The sequence below is a fragment of the Flavobacterium ginsenosidimutans genome, assembly GCF_037478105.1.
In the GTDB taxonomy this organism is placed as follows: Bacteria; Bacteroidota; Bacteroidia; order Flavobacteriales; family Flavobacteriaceae; genus Flavobacterium; species Flavobacterium ginsenosidimutans.
In genome coordinates this window covers 3,855,838-3,871,502 of record NZ_CP147988.1, presented here as the reverse complement: position 1 = coordinate 3,871,502, position 15,665 = coordinate 3,855,838, and the positions used below count along the sequence as shown (strand labels likewise).

The window sequence follows — 15,665 nt, the reverse complement described above, 5'->3', positions numbered from 1 at the left end:
AAGAAACAGCCGAATTTAATATATAGTTTTTAATTGAAATAAGAGAAACTCTCGTTGCTCTCAATTTTCAGCAATGTTTCATAAATCAATTGAATAACATTCTCAACATCATCTCTATGAACCATCTCTACAGTCGTATGCATATAACGCAACGGAAGTGAAATTAATGCAGATGGCACACCGCCATTACTATAAGCAAAAGCATCTGTATCTGTGCCAGTAGCACGAGAAGTTGCATGTCTTTGAAACGGAATTTTATTTTCTTCCGCAGTATCTACAATTAACTCACGTAATTTATTTTGTATCGCAGGAGAATAGCCAATAACAGGACCTTTACCCATTTTAAGATCACCTTCCACCTTTTTGTCAATCATTGGAGTAGTAGTATCGTGGCAAACATCTGTTACAATAGCAACATTTGGTTTTATTCTATGCGCAATCATTTCGGCTCCGCGAAGACCAATTTCCTCTTGGACAGAATTCACAATATATAAACCAAAAGGAAGTGTTTTATTATTTTCTTTTAATAAGCGAGCAACTTCAGCAATCATAAAACCGCCCATTCTATTATCAATCGCACGACAAACAAATTTATTCTCATTCAAAATCATAAATTCATCAGGATAAGTAATTACACATCCAACGTGAACACCTAAAGCCTCAACTTGTTCTTTGTTTTCACATCCTAAATCAATAAATATGTTACTCAGTTTCGGAATCTCTTCCTTATCACGTAAACGAGTATGAATTGCAGGCCATCCAAAAACACCTTTTACGATTCCTTTCTTAGTATGAATATTAACTCTTTTTGAAGGAGCAATTTGATGATCAGAACCACCATTTCTAATTACATATATTAAACCATCTTCAGTAATATAGTTTACATACCATGAAATTTCATCAGCATGCCCTTCAATAACAACTTTATAAGGAGCATCAGGATTGATTACACCAACGGCTGTTCCGTAAGTGTCAGTAATAAAAGTATCAACATAAGGTTTTAAATAATCCATCCAAAGTTTTTGGCCTTCACTTTCGTAACCAGTAGGAGAAGCGTTATTTAGGTAGCTTTCTAAGAATGCTATAGAGGTATCTTTTAAGATAGAATTTGTGCTCATAAAAATATTTTTCTGCTAAAATATAAATTTGGTATTAGAGTTGTGTATAAATATATAATTTTACATTTAAATTATGATTCGATGAGATTAACCACCTTTGTTTTATTTGTACTGTTTGTTTCCTTTTCTTCTAAAGCCCAAGTCACTCCAAAAGAGAATGAACAAATGGGCTATATATTAACTGAAAAAGATTCTATTTTAGGTGACACCATTCAGTTGCCAGAAATAATTATTTCAAAAGGGCAGAAGATGAGCCCAGAAGAAATGAAACAATTTCAAATTCTTCAGAATAGAGTTTATAAAGTATATCCGTATGCAAAACTGGCTTCAGAGAGATTAACAGCTCTGAATAATGGAATGGCACGTTTAAAAACAAATCGCGAAAAAAAGAAATACTTTAAAATCGTTGAAGATTATTTAAATAATGAATTCGAAGAAAGACTTAAAAAACTATCCAGAAAACAAGGGCAGATTTTAGTTAAGTTAATTCATCGCCAAACAGGAATCACAACTTATGAACTAATAAAAACATTAAAAAGTGGATTTAAGGCTTTTGTTTCCAATACAACCGCCAATTTGTTTGATATTAGTTTGAAAGAAGAATACAAACCGTACGAAGTAAATGAAGACTATTTAATAGAAACAATTTTAGTACGAGCATTTGAATCTGGCCGACTCATAAATCAAAAACCAGCAAGTCCTGTAGATTATGACGATCTATCAGAGAAATGGCAACAAAGAGCAAAAGATCTAAGCAAGAAATAATTCTACATATATATTATAGTATAACCCGACAGGTTTTAAAAACCTGTCGGGTTTCTTTTTTATACAATATATATAAGGTATGATTTGAATATTATGGTTTTTAAGGAGCTGTTTCCCGCTATCCGCTTCAATCTTTTTATGGCGAACCCCGCCACAAAAAGGATTTCCGCTCCTATCGGGGCTAGGGCACCGGTTTCCAGAAAGAAAGAAAAGGCTAAACTTTGCGACTTGGCGTCTTTCCGGGATTAAAAAGAGCAGAAAAGAAGGCTTTGCGCCTTAGTGCCTTCGCGGCAAAACAGCAAAAACAATAGCCAAACGCAGAAAAACCCCACAAGAGGATAAAAAACTTTGCGCTGTAAAGAATCCGCTATCAGCGAGTTAAGAAAAAGTTTGGGAAAAGATCAAAAAAAGGCGGACAAAAAGCTTGCGCAAGCGGAAAAAGGTTCTACTTTTGCACCCGCAACAGCGAAAGGCGCTCATCGAAATACTGGCAGGAAAGAAGAATCGGATGAAAAGAAATTTTCTGAAAAAAGATTCGGAAAAGCTTGCGGGATTTGAAAATGCTTTTTATATTTGCACCCCGCAAAACAGGGAAAATTCATTGACAGACTGGGAGGAAAAACGAAAAAATGGGACGAAAAAAAAGTTTCAAATTTTTTTAGGTTTTTCTTGCAGGAGACAAAAAGAATTTTTAGTTTTGCACCCGCTTTGAAACACAGGCGAAGACAAAAAGAAAGATACGTTCGTAGATATATTGAATTGACAGCCGTTTTAAGAGAGGTCTTAAAACAAAAAGAATAAGAGCAGTAGAATCGGAAGATTCGAAAAAGAACCGATAGATTTCGTCGAGATATAATATAAAAATATACGATGAAGAGTTTGATCCTGGCTCAGGATGAACGCTAGCGGCAGGCTTAACACATGCAAGTCGAGGGGTAGAGGCTTTCGGGCCTTGAGACCGGCGCACGGGTGCGTAACGCGTATGCAATCTGCCTTTCACAGAGGGATAGCCCAGAGAAATTTGGATTAATACCTCATAGCATTATGACCCGGCATCGGGATATAATTAAAGTCACAACGGTGAAAGATGAGCATGCGTCCCATTAGCTAGTTGGTAAGGTAACGGCTTACCAAGGCTACGATGGGTAGGGGTCCTGAGAGGGAGATCCCCCACACTGGTACTGAGACACGGACCAGACTCCTACGGGAGGCAGCAGTGAGGAATATTGGTCAATGGGCGCAAGCCTGAACCAGCCATGCCGCGTGCAGGATGACGGTCCTATGGATTGTAAACTGCTTTTGTACGGGAAGAAACACTCCGACGTGTCGGAGCTTGACGGTACCGTAAGAATAAGGATCGGCTAACTCCGTGCCAGCAGCCGCGGTAATACGGAGGATCCAAGCGTTATCCGGAATCATTGGGTTTAAAGGGTCCGTAGGCGGTCTTGTAAGTCAGTGGTGAAAGCCCATCGCTCAACGGTGGAACGGCCATTGATACTGCTGGACTTGAATTACTGGGAAGCAACTAGAATATGTAGTGTAGCGGTGAAATGCTTAGAGATTACATGGAATACCAATTGCGAAGGCAGGTTGCTACCGGTGGATTGACGCTGATGGACGAAAGCGTGGGTAGCGAACAGGATTAGATACCCTGGTAGTCCACGCCGTAAACGATGGATACTAGCTGTTGGGAGCAATCTCAGTGGCTAAGCGAAAGTGATAAGTATCCCACCTGGGGAGTACGTTCGCAAGAATGAAACTCAAAGGAATTGACGGGGGCCCGCACAAGCGGTGGAGCATGTGGTTTAATTCGATGATACGCGAGGAACCTTACCAAGGCTTAAATGCAGACTGACCGATTTGGAAACAGATCTTTCGCAAGACAGTCTACAAGGTGCTGCATGGTTGTCGTCAGCTCGTGCCGTGAGGTGTCAGGTTAAGTCCTATAACGAGCGCAACCCCTGTTGTTAGTTGCCAGCGAGTCATGTCGGGAACTCTAACAAGACTGCCAGTGCAAACTGTGAGGAAGGTGGGGATGACGTCAAATCATCACGGCCCTTACGCCTTGGGCTACACACGTGCTACAATGGCCGGTACAGAGAGCAGCCACTGGGTGACCAGGAGCGAATCTATAAAGCCGGTCACAGTTCGGATCGGAGTCTGCAACTCGACTCCGTGAAGCTGGAATCGCTAGTAATCGGATATCAGCCATGATCCGGTGAATACGTTCCCGGGCCTTGTACACACCGCCCGTCAAGCCATGGAAGCTGGGGGTGCCTGAAGTCGGTGACCGCAAGGAGCTGCCTAGGGTAAAACTGGTAACTAGGGCTAAGTCGTAACAAGGTAGCCGTACCGGAAGGTGCGGCTGGAACACCTCCTTTCTAGAGCCTGAGTGTTAGCCTTATGGCACGCTTGGGAAAATGATGGAATCTGAAGTTCTCGATCCCAGATTGTATTGCTCTTGCTGTTAATTTAAAAAAATGATAAGAAATTAAGTAAAACAGAGTCTCGTAGCTCAGCTGGTTAGAGTACTACACTGATAATGTAGGGGTCGGCAGTTCGAGTCTGCCCGGGACTACTTTTTTAGAGTTATGGATTTATAATTATGAATTATGGGTTCAAAAACAATAAAAAGGACTGAAAAGCTTAAAAAGAAGGAAATTCTAGAGTTGAAAGATTACGGATTACAAAAAATTCATAATTCATAATTCACAATTCATAATTAGATTGGGGGATTAGCTCAGCTGGCTAGAGCGCCTGCCTTGCACGCAGGAGGTCAACGGTTCGACTCCGTTATTCTCCACAAGAAAGTACAAAGATTATAGTGCAAAGTATCAAGACAGCAGTCTTAATGCCTAATGCGAAAATCTTGATACTTATTAAAGTTCATTGACATATTGAGATAAGAAAATAATAAGAAAGTAGAAAGCGTTTTTTATTGAGCATCAGTGCAAAATATAAAAAAACAAACAAAAACGGTCTTGTTTTAAGGAACAAGATTGGTGCAATAAGCAAAATAAGGGCGCATGGGGGATGCCTAGGCTCTCAGAGGCGATGAAGGACGTGATAAGCTGCGAAAAGCTGCGGGGACGGGCACACACCGATCGATCCGCAGGTATCCGAATGGGGCAACCCGCTATATTGAAGATATAGCACACCGATAGGTGGGCAAACCCGCTGAACTGAAACATCTAAGTAGGCGGAGGAGAAGAAAACAAAAGTGATTCCGTAAGTAGTGGCGAGCGAACGCGGATTAGCCCAAACCAGGATTGTTACGGCATTGCTGGGGTTGTAGGACCGCGATATTTCATGCACAAGGAACCGGAAGCTTCTGGAAAGGAGCGCCACAGAGGGTGAGAGCCCCGTATGGGCAACAAGTGTAATGGATAGCGGTATCCTGAGTAGGGCGGGGCACGTGAAACCCTGTCTGAATTTGGCGGGACCATCCGCTAAGGCTAAATACTCCTGAGAGACCGATAGTGAACCAGTACCGTGAGGGAAAGGTGAAAAGAACCGTGAATAACGGAGTGAAATAGATCCTGAAACCATGCGCCTACAAGCGGTCGGAGCCCTTTCGTGGGGTGACGGCGTGCCTTTTGCATAATGAGCCTACGAGTTAACGCTGCTGGCAAGGATAAGTGGTTAAGCCATGGATCCGCAGCGAAAGCGAGTCTGAATAGGGCGCTTTAGTCAGTAGTGTTAGACGCGAAACCGTGTGATCTACCCATGGGCAGGTTGAAGCTGTGGTAACACACAGTGGAGGACCGAACCGGTTGACGTTGAAAAGTCTTCGGATGACCTGTGGGTAGGGGTGAAAGGCCAATCAAACTCGGAAATAGCTCGTACTCCCCGAAATGCATTTAGGTGCAGCGTTATTTTAGTTATATAGAGGTAGAGCTACTGATTGGATGCGGGGGCTTCACCGCCTACCAATTCCTGACAAACTCCGAATGCTATATAATGATTGATAACAGTGAGGGCTTGGGTGCTAAGGTCCAAGTCCGAGAGGGAAAGAACCCAGACCATCAGCTAAGGTCCCCAAATATATGCTAAGTTGAAAGAACGAGGTTTGTCTGCCCAGACAGCTAGGATGTTGGCTTGGAAGCAGCCATTCATTTAAAGAGTGCGTAACAGCTCACTAGTCGAGCGGACGAGCATGGATAATAATCGGGCATAAGCATATTACCGAAGCTATGGATTTGCATGTATTTGCAAGTGGTAGGGGAGCATTCTGACAGGGCTGAAGGTGTATCGTAAGGTATGCTGGACCGGTCAGAAAAGAAAATGTAGGCATAAGTAACGATAATGCGGGCGAGAAACCCGCACACCGAAAAACTAAGGTTTCCACAGCTATGCTAATCAGCTGTGGGTTAGTCTGGACCTAAGGCGAACCCGAAAGGGACAGTCGATGGCCAACGGGTTAATATTCCCGTACTTCTTATTGCTGTGATGGGGTGACGGAGTGATGAAAGCGCCGCGAACTGACGGAATAGTTCGTTAAAGCACCTAGCTATAGGGTCTCTAGGCAAATCCGGAGATCTTGGTGAAATGCGATAGTACTCGGAGTCTTCGGACAAAGAGATAGTGCGCCTAAGGGCTTCCAAGAAAAACCTCTAAACTTCAGGCAGTAAGAACCAGTACCGTAAACCGACACAGGTAGTTGAGGAGAGAATCCTAAGGTGCTCGAGAGATTCATGGCTAAGGAATTAGGCAAAATAGACCTGTAACTTCGGGAGAAAGGTCGCCCCGAGCAATCGGGGCCGCAGTGAAGAGGTCCAGGCGACTGTTTATCAAAAACACAGGGCTCTGCAAAATCGTAAGATGAAGTATAGGGCCTGACACCTGCCCGGTGCTGGAAGGTTAAGAGGAGATGTTATCTTCGGAGAAGCATTGAATTGAAGCCCCAGTAAACGGCGGCCGTAACTATAACGGTCCTAAGGTAGCGAAATTCCTTGTCGGGTAAGTTCCGACCTGCACGAATGGTGTAACGATCTGGACACTGTCTCAGCCATGAGCTCGGTGAAATTGTAGTAACGGTGAAGATGCCGTTTACCCGCAGTGGGACGAAAAGACCCTGTGCACCTTTACTATAGCTTAGTATTGACCTTGGATAAATGATGTGTAGGATAGGTTGGAGACTATGAAGCGGCGTCGCCAGGCGTTGTGGAGTCATTGTTGAAATACAACCCTTTGTTTATCTGAGGCCTAACCCCGTATTGCGGGGGACAGTGCTTGGTGGGTAGTTTGACTGGGGTGGTCGCCTCCAAAAGAGTAACGGAGGCTTCTAAAGGTTCCCTCAGTACGCTTGGTAACCGTGCGTAGAGTGCAATGGCATAAGGGAGCTTGACTGAGAGACATACAGGTCGATCAGGTACGAAAGTAGAGCATAGTGATCCGGTGGTTCCGCATGGAAGGGCCATCGCTCAAAGGATAAAAGGTACGCCGGGGATAACAGGCTGATCTCCCCCAAGAGCTCATATCGACGGGGGGGTTTGGCACCTCGATGTCGGCTCGTCACATCCTGGGGCTGGAGAAGGTCCCAAGGGTTGGGCTGTTCGCCCATTAAAGTGGCACGCGAGCTGGGTTCAGAACGTCGTGAGACAGTTCGGTCTCTATCTACTGCGGGCGTTAGAAATTTGAGTGGATCTGATTCTAGTACGAGAGGACCGAATTGGACTAACCTCTAGTGTATCTGTTGTCCCGCCAGGGGCACCGCAGAGTAGCTACGTTGGGAAGGGATAAGCGCTGAAAGCATATAAGCGCGAAACCCACCACAAGATGAGATTTCTTTTAAGGATCGTGGAAGATGACCACGTTGATAGGCTACAGATGTAAAGGCAGTAATGTCATAGTCGAGTAGTACTAATAATCCGTAAGCTTATGCACAACCTTTTCCCGATCCGCCTTGGCGGATCGGGAGGAAACTTTCTAAATAAAACTTGCTTTTCTTTATCTCAGTATGTTAAAATATTTGCTCGACGCAGAGCAGTTGATGGTTGATAGTTGATAGTTGTTGGAGAAATCCATCAACCGACAGCCAAAAACCAACAACTAACAGCCTTAAGGTGGTTATTGCGGCGGGGCTCACCTCTTCCCATCCCGAACAGAGAAGTTAAGCCCGCCTGCGCAGATGGTACTGCATCATTGTGGGAGAGTATGTCGTCGCCTTTCTTTTGAAAAACCCTGTTATTAAACGGGGTTTTTTATTCTAACTTTTGCTTATAGAAATATAAGCAATATGGTACCTTAGCTCAGATGGTAGAGCAATGGACTGAAAATCCATGTGTCCCTGGTTCGATCCCTGGAGGTACCACATAATGCTCGGATGGTGAAATTGGTAGACACGCTGGACTTAAAATCCAGTGAACAGCAATGTTCGTGCGGGTTCAAGTCCCGCTCTGAGTACTAAAACTTCAATTAGCTTTTGTTAATTGAAGTTTTTTTTGCATAAAATTGAGAGCAGTCACTAAATTTTATATTTTTACTTCACTATTTTATCTCAAATATTTATAAACTATGCAAAATGTTTTTCTTAAAGAAGATTGTGATCAATTTATAAGTAGAATTAACCAGCTTAAATCAGATACACAACCGCTTTGGGGTAAGATGTCAGTTGATCAAATGTTGGCTCATTGTAATGTTACTTATGAAATGGTATATGATGATATTCATCAAAAGCCCAATGTTTTAATGAAACTTCTTCTGAAACTATTGGCTAAAAATAAAGTAGTAAGTGAAACTCCTTATCCAAGAAATCTTAGCACAGCGCCACAATTTATTATTAAAGGAGATCGTGATTTTGAACTAGAAAAAAATAGATTGATTTCTTATATTGAAAGAACACAAAAATTAGGAGAAAATGAGTTTGAAGGAAAAGAATCTCTTTCTTTTGGTAAATTATCTTCTAAAGAATGGAATAATATGTTTGCAAAGCATTTAGACCATCATTTTTCTCAATTTGGCGTTTAAAATTAAATTAGTGGCTATGAAATTTTATATACTTATCTTTTGTATTCTTTTTGGATTATCTTCTAATGCTCAAAAACAAGAAGTTCAAAATTGTATTGAATCTTTTTTTGAAGGATTTCATCAAAGAGATTCTGTAAAGATTAAATTAGTTTGTTCTGATAAAATGATATTGCAGTCTATTAGTGAAAACATTGCTAAAGGGAATAAACTGTCTAATGAGAGCGCAAAGGAATTTTATAAATCTATAGCATCAATTCCTTCAAATATGAAATTTCAGGAAAAAATATTGAGCTATAATATTCAAATTGACGGAACAATGGCTCATGTTTGGGCGCCTTATGAATTTTACATAAATGATAAATTCAGTCATTCAGGTGTAAATACTTTTACTTTATTCAAAGAAAAAGATTCTTGGAAAATTATTTATTTGATTGATACCAGAAGGAAATAACTAATTTTCGAGAATTTCAGTGTTATAATACAAACATATATCATTTAATAGACACTCAAGGCATTTTGGTTTTGGTCTGCAAATTTCACGACCTAGAAATGAGATTGCCATTCCTATTTCTGACCAAATATTTTTAGGCAAAGCCTGCATTAAATCTTTTTCTATTTTATTTCCGTCTTTACTTTCTTTAATAATTCCAATTCTTGGCGCAACACGAATAACGTGTAAATCTGCAATAATTCCTTCGGCTGGTTTGCCTGTTTCTCTTAAAATTACGTTTGCAGATTTTCTTCCGATACCTTTTAATGCAGTTAGTCCTGACATTGTTAAAGGAATTTCATTGTCATTTTGAACTGTTTTTGCAATATCCAGAAGCCATTGTGCTTTAGTTCCATAATTTCGAACCTTAGTTATGTATGGCAAGAAAGTTTCTAAATCGGTTTTTGATAAGCTTTTAAGTGTAGGGAATTTGTCAAATAAAGCTGGTGCAATTGAATTGATATTGGCATCAGAATCCTGAGCTGATAAAACAACCATAACCAATAACTGATATGGATTTTTATAATCTAATGGATGTTTTCGTCCTTTATATTCTTTTAAAATAGGCATTAATTTAGTTTTCCAATCCGTATTTTTTCCAAATAAATCCATTTCAATTTAAATTTAAAACATTGGTAATTAGATTTTTGTGATTATAAATTTACGGATTTTTAATAAAATTTAGAATCTTTTTAATAACGTTATGATTTCCTAAAATTTTTCTGTGACCAAGACCTTCTGTTAGATATAAAGATCCATTTTCAAGATTTTCATTAATATGTATTCCCGCTTTAACTGGGACTTCAGGATCATCTTTGTCATGCATTACTAAAACAGGAATTTTTACTTTTAGAGCTGCTCTGAAAGCTGAAAAATCATCCATTTTAACTTGATATTTAGTTTCAAAAGAATCCTTCAAATGCGCACTAATCTCTTTTTTTAATCCAAGTTTAATAGTAAATTCATCCAAAATATCTTGAACAATATCACCACTTCCAATTATTACTGCTTTTTCTACTTTAAGTCCGTCTTTAATCGCATTTAGAACTGACATTCCGCCTAAAGAATGTCCGATTGCGATCTCAAAAGGTCCAAATTGTTTTTCAATTTCTAAAATTGATGCTATAAACTCAGACATTATTGTTGTTTTTCCTTTTGATTTTCCATGTGCTGGCGCATCAAAACTTACCGTTGAATATCCGTTTTCCAAAAGTTCGTCAGCTATTTTAAAAAGTTGAGTTCCTCTTCCAGACCAGCCATGAACCAACAAAACTTTACGTGGACTTTGTCCATAAGAGTAAGTTACAACGCTTTTATCAATTGCAGGAATAGGAATTAATTCTTGTAAACTTTTACGATCCATTTCTAATTCACGTTTAGGAACTTTATGCTTTATAGGCGTCGTAAATATTTTTGCAGCAAATTTTGTAACTAATTTTGTGGATATAAATTCGCAAATTTTCGCAGAAATTATAATAATCTTAGGAATTTTTAATGATTTAGTAGGATTAATTGCCTTTTTTGCCATTTCAATAAAACTTATTTAAATGAAGAATTATGCTTTTTTTTTGCTAAATTTAAAAAAGCATAAAAGTAACACTTAATTGATTGCTTCTTATAAATAATTATAAATTAATTTCTGGAATGGAAATATTTCATATTAGTGCAGAATGTTATCCTATGGCAAAAGTGGGTGGTTTGGCTGATGTAGTAGGAGCATTACCAAAATATCAGCAATCTGCTGGACATGATGTTAGGGTTGTTGTCCCTTGTTATGACACTAAGTTTAGAAATGAAAATAATTTTGAGTGTGTTCACTGGGGAACAGTTAAATTGGGGAATTTTAATTTTCCATTTAGTGTTCTAAAAGAAACGACAGATAAATTAGGTTATCAATTGTACTTAATAGAAATTAATGAATTATTTAACCGCCCAAATGTTTATGGTTATGAAGATGATATAGAAAGATTTTTGTCATTTCAAATTGCCACACTCGATTGGATTATAGCACGCAATAAAGTTCCTGATATTATTAATTGTCATGATCATCATACAGGCGTTATTCCTTTTTTACTGCAATTTGCTTATAAATATGAGATTTTAAAAGATGTAAAAACAGTTATCACAATTCATAATGGTTTATATCAAGGCTGGTTTGGTTTTGATAAACTGTATTATCTACCTGAGTTTGATTTAAGACATGTTGGATTTTTGGAATGGGGTAATTCTATAAACTCTTTGGCAGTAGGTATAAAATGTGCTAATGCTGTAACTACAGTTTCTCCAAGCTATTTAAATGAAATTAATATTTCAGCAAATGGCTTAGAATCGCTGTTTAATTCTGTTAGAAATAAATCTAGAGGAATTTTAAACGGAATTGACATTGAAGTCTGGAATCCGTTGAAAGATCCTATGATCGAGGAGAATTATTCGATCCAAGATTTTGAAATAGGAAAAAGAAAAAATAAAGAAAAGTTGTGTGAGCAATTTGAATTAGATCCATCAAAACCTTTATTCAGTTTTATTGGCCGACTGTTTGAAGAGAAAGGCGGTGATTTACTTCCTCATGCTTCTGCTTTGGCTTTATCTGAACATTTCGAAGAAATTAATATTTTGATTTTAGGATCAGGAAATTCAGAAATTGAATCGCAGTTAACTCAGCTGCGAAACGATTATAAAGGGAATTATAATGTTTTTATAGGTTATAATGAAGATTTGGCACATTTAATTTATGCAGGTTCAGATTATATTTTAATGCCTTCTAGGGTTGAACCATGCGGATTGAATCAGATGTATGCGATGCGTTACGGAACAATTCCGATTGTTAGAAGAACTGGAGGATTACGAGATACAGTTATTGATTATGGAGATGAAGGAAATGGAGTTTGTCACGATCAAGCTTCGGTGGCTGATATTTGCTATTCAATAAACCGTGCGGTTAGGTTGTATGAGGATAAAATAAATTTCAATAAAGTTTTAAAAAGAGGAATGTCAGCAGATCATTCCTGGGAAAGAGTTTGCCAAGAATATATCGAAATATACAACTTAATAATTCAGCAAAATGAAATTTAAAAAGAAAAATGTAGTTGCCATTATTTTAGGAGGTGGACAAGGTTCACGTTTATTTCCATTGACAGAAACAAGATCGAAACCTGCAGTTCCGATTGGAGGAAAATACCGTTTGGTAGATATTCCGATTTCTAATTGTATCAATTCTGATATTTTTAAAATATTTGTTTTGACGCAATTTAATTCAGCATCGTTAAATGCTCATATCAAAAACACTTTTAATTTTAGTATTTTAAGTCAGTCTTTTGTTGATATTTTGGCGGCTGAACAAACTCCAGATAATCCAACTTGGTTTCAAGGAACGGCAGATGCTGTAAGACAATGTATGTCACATTTTTTAAAACATGATTTCGACCACGCTTTAATTTTATCAGGAGATCAATTGTATCAAATGGATTTCAATGAAATGTTGGAAGCTCATATAGCTGCTGATGCCGAAATTTCTATTGCGACATTGCCAGTAAATGCTAAAGATGCTCCAGAATTTGGAATTCTTAAAACAGATCACGAAAACAATATTCATGCTTTTATAGAAAAACCGCATGCGTCATTATTGCCTGAATGGGAATCTGAGGTTAGTGAACAAATGCAGGAAAAAGGTAAAAAATACCTTGCCTCAATGGGAATTTATATTTTTAATAAATCATTGCTGCAAGAATTAATGGCTGATCCAGAAACAAAAGATTTTGGAAAAGAGATTATTCCGCAAGCCGTTGGAAAACATAAAATACTAAGTTATCAATATGAAGGATATTGGACAGATATTGGAAATATTGAGTCCTTTTTTGAGGCAAATATTGGTTTAACAGATGATATTCCAGAGTTTAATTTATTCGATAATGAAAATAAAATTTTCACGAGACCAAGATTATTGCCTCCTTCAAAGTTTAGAAATTCAATTATTAATCAATCTTTAATTTCGGAAGGCTGTATTATTAATGCGAAGGAAATTAAAAGCTCTGTAATTGGGATTCGTTCAAGAATTGGAGAGGGAACGGTTTTAGAAAACTGTTATGTCATGGGTAATGACTTCTATCAAGATCTTGAGGAAATGAACCATGAAAGCAGTATAAATAAAATTCACGTTGGTATTGGCGAAAATTGTTATATCAAAAATGCTTTGGTCGATAAGAATGTGCGCATTGGAAATAACGTTCATATTAGCGGAGGAAAACATTTAGACAATTTCACAAATGAATTGTACAGTATAAAAGATGGAATTGTTGTTATCAAAAAAGGTGTTACGCTTTCAGATAATTTTAGAATAGAATAAAATTTCAAAAAATCCAATATAAAAGTCCCAAATTCCAAACCCAATTATTCTCTAAACTAATATGAGCAAAGTAATCCCACATTCTCTTTTTACTGACTTTGATATAGATTTATTCAAAGCTGGAAAGCACTTCAAGCTATATGAAAAACTTGGAGCTCATTTAATTGAAGTTAATGGGATAAAAGGTGTTTATTTCGCAGTTTGGGCACCAACAGCTCATTCAGTTTCGGTTGTTGGCGATTTTAATTATTGGACGAAAGGAGAACACTCTTTAAATGTTCGCTGGGATTCTTCTGGAATTTGGGAAGGATTTATTCCGGATATTTCAAAAGGAACACTTTATAAATATAAAATTCAATCTAATATAAATGGTGTAATCACGGAAAAAGCCGATCCTTTTGCACTTTATTGCGAAAAGCCGCCTAAAACAGCTTCTGTTGTTTGGGATTTAGATTATAAATGGAAAGATGAAAATTGGATGCAGAATCGTCAGGATTTTAATGCTTTAGATAAACCTTATTCGGTTTACGAAGTACATTTAGGATCTTGGAAAAGAGCAGATCATAATCGTTTTTTGACTTATCTTGAACTTGCAGATGATTTAGTAAAATATGTAAAAGAAACAGGTTTTACGCATGTCGAATTTATGCCAATTATGGAATATCCTTATGATCCTTCGTGGGGTTATCAATTAACAGGATATTTTGCGCCAACTTCTCGTTTTGGAAAACCGCAGGATTTTATGGTTTTAGTAGATAAGCTTCATCAGGAAGGAATTGGAGTAATTTTAGACTGGGTTCCATCGCATTTTCCCGACGATGCACATGGTTTAGGTTATTTTGACGGTTCGCATTTATACGAACATCCAGATAGAAGGAAAGGCTATCATCCAGATTGGAAAAGTTTAGTTTTTAATTATGGACGAAATGAAGTTCGAGCTTTTCTAATAAGTAATGCTGTTTTTTGGCTTCAAAATTATCACATTGACGGACTTCGTGTTGATGCCGTAGCTTCGATGCTTTATTTGGATTATTCTCGAAAAGATGGCGAGTGGGAAGCTAATATTTTTGGAGGAAGAGAGAATTTGGATTCCATTAGTTTTCTTAAAGAGTTTAATGAAGTAATCTATTCTAATTTTCATGGAGTTCAAACTATTGCAGAAGAAAGCACTTCGTTTCCAATGGTCTCAAGACCAACTTCTGTTGGAGGTTTAGGTTTTGGCATGAAATGGATGATGGGTTGGATGCATGATACTTTAAAGTATTTTCAAAAAGAAACAGTTTATAGAAAATATCATCAGAATGAATTGACTTTTTCGATGACTTATGCCTTTACTGAAAATTTCATGCTTCCGTTTTCTCATGACGAAGTTGTATATGGCAAAAATTCTCTTATTTATAAAATGCCTGGTGACGAATGGCAACGTTTTGCAAATTTGAGATTATTATACGGATATATGTTTACGCATCCAGGAACGAAACTTTTGTTTATGGGAGCGGAGTTCGGACAAACATCTGAATGGAATTTTGAGCAAAGTTTAGATTGGCATTTACTTCAATTTGATTTTCATTCGGGAATAAAAAGATTAATTACAGATTTAAATCAATTGTATAAGTCACAGCCCGCATTGTATGAAAAGCAATTTAGAGGAGATGGTTTTGAATGGATCAATTATTCCGATCATCAAAATGCAGTTTTATCATATATCAGAAAGGGTAATAATCCAGATGAAAATATAATTGTGGTTTGCAACTTTACCCAAGTCGTTCGAGAGAACTACAGAATTGGAATTCCGAAAAAAGGCAAATTAAAAGAGATTTTTAATAGTGATGCCAAAATATATGGCGGAAGCGGAGTTGAGAGTTCGAATTCATTAAATGTTGAATCAATTTCTTATGATGGAAGAGATTTTTCTGCTGAATTAATTTTGCCACCACTTAGTGTAACCGTATATTCTTTGGTTTAATAAAAATCTTACAAT

Annotated in this window: 10 protein-coding genes, 4 tRNA genes and 3 rRNA genes; 14 read left to right on the top strand and 3 right to left on the bottom strand. The window is 37.9% G+C overall.

The features are described from left to right. Window positions 1–29 precede the first annotated feature (29 nt). Window positions 30–1,118: a M42 family metallopeptidase gene (locus tag V6624_RS17135; protein ID WP_111282983.1), complete on the bottom strand. Its 1,089-nt coding sequence runs from the start codon at window positions 1,116–1,118 to the stop codon at window positions 30–32. 81 nt (window positions 1,119–1,199) lie between these two features. Here V6624_RS17135 and V6624_RS17130 point away from each other — a divergent pair, with 81 nt between their 5' ends. From V6624_RS17130 to V6624_RS17080, 11 genes are all read left to right on the top strand, one after another. Continuing rightward, window positions 1,200–1,883 carry a DUF4294 domain-containing protein gene (locus V6624_RS17130; protein ID WP_111282981.1) on the top strand — a complete coding sequence of 228 codons (684 nt, stop codon included), beginning with the start codon at window positions 1,200–1,202 and terminating at the stop codon, window positions 1,881–1,883. A 390-nt stretch (window positions 1,884–2,273) separates the two neighbouring features. Beyond that, window positions 2,274–2,441, top strand: a complete 168-nt coding sequence (locus V6624_RS17125) for a hypothetical protein (RefSeq protein WP_338839497.1) — start codon at window positions 2,274–2,276, stop codon at window positions 2,439–2,441. A gap of 309 nt (window positions 2,442–2,750) precedes the next feature. Beyond that, a 16S ribosomal RNA gene (locus V6624_RS17120) occupies window positions 2,751–4,264 on the top strand. A gap of 123 nt (window positions 4,265–4,387) precedes the next feature. Further along, window positions 4,388–4,461, top strand: a tRNA-Ile gene (locus tag V6624_RS17115). A 151-nt stretch (window positions 4,462–4,612) separates the two neighbouring features. After that, window positions 4,613–4,686 (top strand) — tRNA-Ala (locus tag V6624_RS17110). Window positions 4,687–4,887: 201 nt separating this feature from the next. Beyond that, a 23S ribosomal RNA gene (locus tag V6624_RS17105) occupies window positions 4,888–7,769 on the top strand. A 175-nt stretch (window positions 7,770–7,944) separates the two neighbouring features. Beyond that, window positions 7,945–8,054 (top strand): 5S ribosomal RNA (gene rrf / locus V6624_RS17100). The 16S, 23S and 5S rRNA genes sit together here with 4 tRNA genes alongside, the layout of an rRNA operon. A 69-nt stretch (window positions 8,055–8,123) precedes the next feature. After that, window positions 8,124–8,196: transfer RNA gene (locus tag V6624_RS17095), tRNA-Phe, on the top strand. 6 nt (window positions 8,197–8,202) lie between these two features. After that, a tRNA-Leu gene (locus tag V6624_RS17090) sits at window positions 8,203–8,288 on the top strand. Window positions 8,289–8,399: 111 nt separating this feature from the next. Further along, window positions 8,400–8,852: a DUF1569 domain-containing protein gene (locus tag V6624_RS17085; RefSeq protein WP_338839496.1), complete on the top strand. Its 453-nt coding sequence runs from the start codon at window positions 8,400–8,402 to the stop codon at window positions 8,850–8,852. Window positions 8,853–8,868: 16 nt separating this feature from the next. Further along, window positions 8,869–9,303, top strand: a complete 435-nt coding sequence (locus V6624_RS17080; protein ID WP_338839495.1) for a nuclear transport factor 2 family protein — start codon at window positions 8,869–8,871, stop codon at window positions 9,301–9,303. On the opposite strand, the gene V6624_RS17075 is transcribed toward V6624_RS17080, so the two are convergent. Together V6624_RS17075 and V6624_RS17070 are read right to left on the bottom strand one after the other, a co-directional pair. Further along, entirely contained in the window at window positions 9,304–9,954 is a 651-nt protein-coding gene (locus V6624_RS17075; protein ID WP_338839494.1) for an endonuclease III, read from the bottom strand. Between the two features lie 49 nt (window positions 9,955–10,003). Next, a complete protein-coding gene (locus tag V6624_RS17070) occupies window positions 10,004–10,870 on the bottom strand; it encodes an alpha/beta hydrolase (RefSeq protein ID WP_338839493.1) in 867 nt (288 codons plus the stop codon). A 116-nt stretch (window positions 10,871–10,986) separates the two neighbouring features. Between V6624_RS17070 and V6624_RS17065 the strand changes: the two genes are divergently transcribed. The 3 genes from V6624_RS17065 (at window position 10,987) to glgB (ending at window position 15,650) form a co-directional block, all read left to right on the top strand. Next, on the top strand, window positions 10,987–12,414 hold the full coding sequence (locus V6624_RS17065; RefSeq protein ID WP_338839492.1) for a glycogen synthase: 1,428 nt from the start codon (window positions 10,987–10,989) through the stop codon (window positions 12,412–12,414). Then, the gene (locus V6624_RS17060; RefSeq protein ID WP_111284061.1) at window positions 12,404–13,684 is read left to right on the top strand and encodes a glucose-1-phosphate adenylyltransferase; all 1,281 of its coding nucleotides are present in this window, start codon (window positions 12,404–12,406) and stop codon (window positions 13,682–13,684) included. Before V6624_RS17065 ends, V6624_RS17060 begins: the two co-directional genes overlap by 11 nt. A gap of 61 nt (window positions 13,685–13,745) precedes the next feature. Next, window positions 13,746–15,650, top strand: coding sequence for a 1,4-alpha-glucan branching protein GlgB (gene glgB / locus V6624_RS17055; protein ID WP_338839491.1), 1,905 nt, complete (start codon window positions 13,746–13,748; stop codon window positions 15,648–15,650). The last annotated feature ends 15 nt before the right edge of the window (window positions 15,651–15,665 follow it).

Excerpts from the sequence above, each read along its gene's own strand:
- V6624_RS17080 (WP_338839495.1), top strand. The coding sequence starts at position 8,869 with ATGAAATTTTATATACTTATCTTTTGTATTCTTTTTGGATTATCTTCT.
- V6624_RS17065 (WP_338839492.1), top strand. The coding sequence starts at position 10,987 with ATGGAAATATTTCATATTAGTGCAGAATGTTATCCTATGGCAAAAGTG.
- V6624_RS17135 (WP_111282983.1), bottom strand. The coding sequence starts at position 1,118 with ATGAGCACAAATTCTATCTTAAAAGATACCTCTATAGCATTCTTAGAA.
- V6624_RS17085 (WP_338839496.1), top strand. The coding sequence starts at position 8,400 with ATGCAAAATGTTTTTCTTAAAGAAGATTGTGATCAATTTATAAGTAGA.
- V6624_RS17075 (WP_338839494.1), bottom strand. The coding sequence starts at position 9,954 with ATGGATTTATTTGGAAAAAATACGGATTGGAAAACTAAATTAATGCCT.
- V6624_RS17060 (WP_111284061.1), top strand. The coding sequence starts at position 12,404 with ATGAAATTTAAAAAGAAAAATGTAGTTGCCATTATTTTAGGAGGTGGA.
- glgB (WP_338839491.1), top strand. The coding sequence starts at position 13,746 with ATGAGCAAAGTAATCCCACATTCTCTTTTTACTGACTTTGATATAGAT.
- V6624_RS17070 (WP_338839493.1), bottom strand. The coding sequence starts at position 10,870 with ATGGCAAAAAAGGCAATTAATCCTACTAAATCATTAAAAATTCCTAAG.
- V6624_RS17130 (WP_111282981.1), top strand. The coding sequence starts at position 1,200 with ATGAGATTAACCACCTTTGTTTTATTTGTACTGTTTGTTTCCTTTTCT.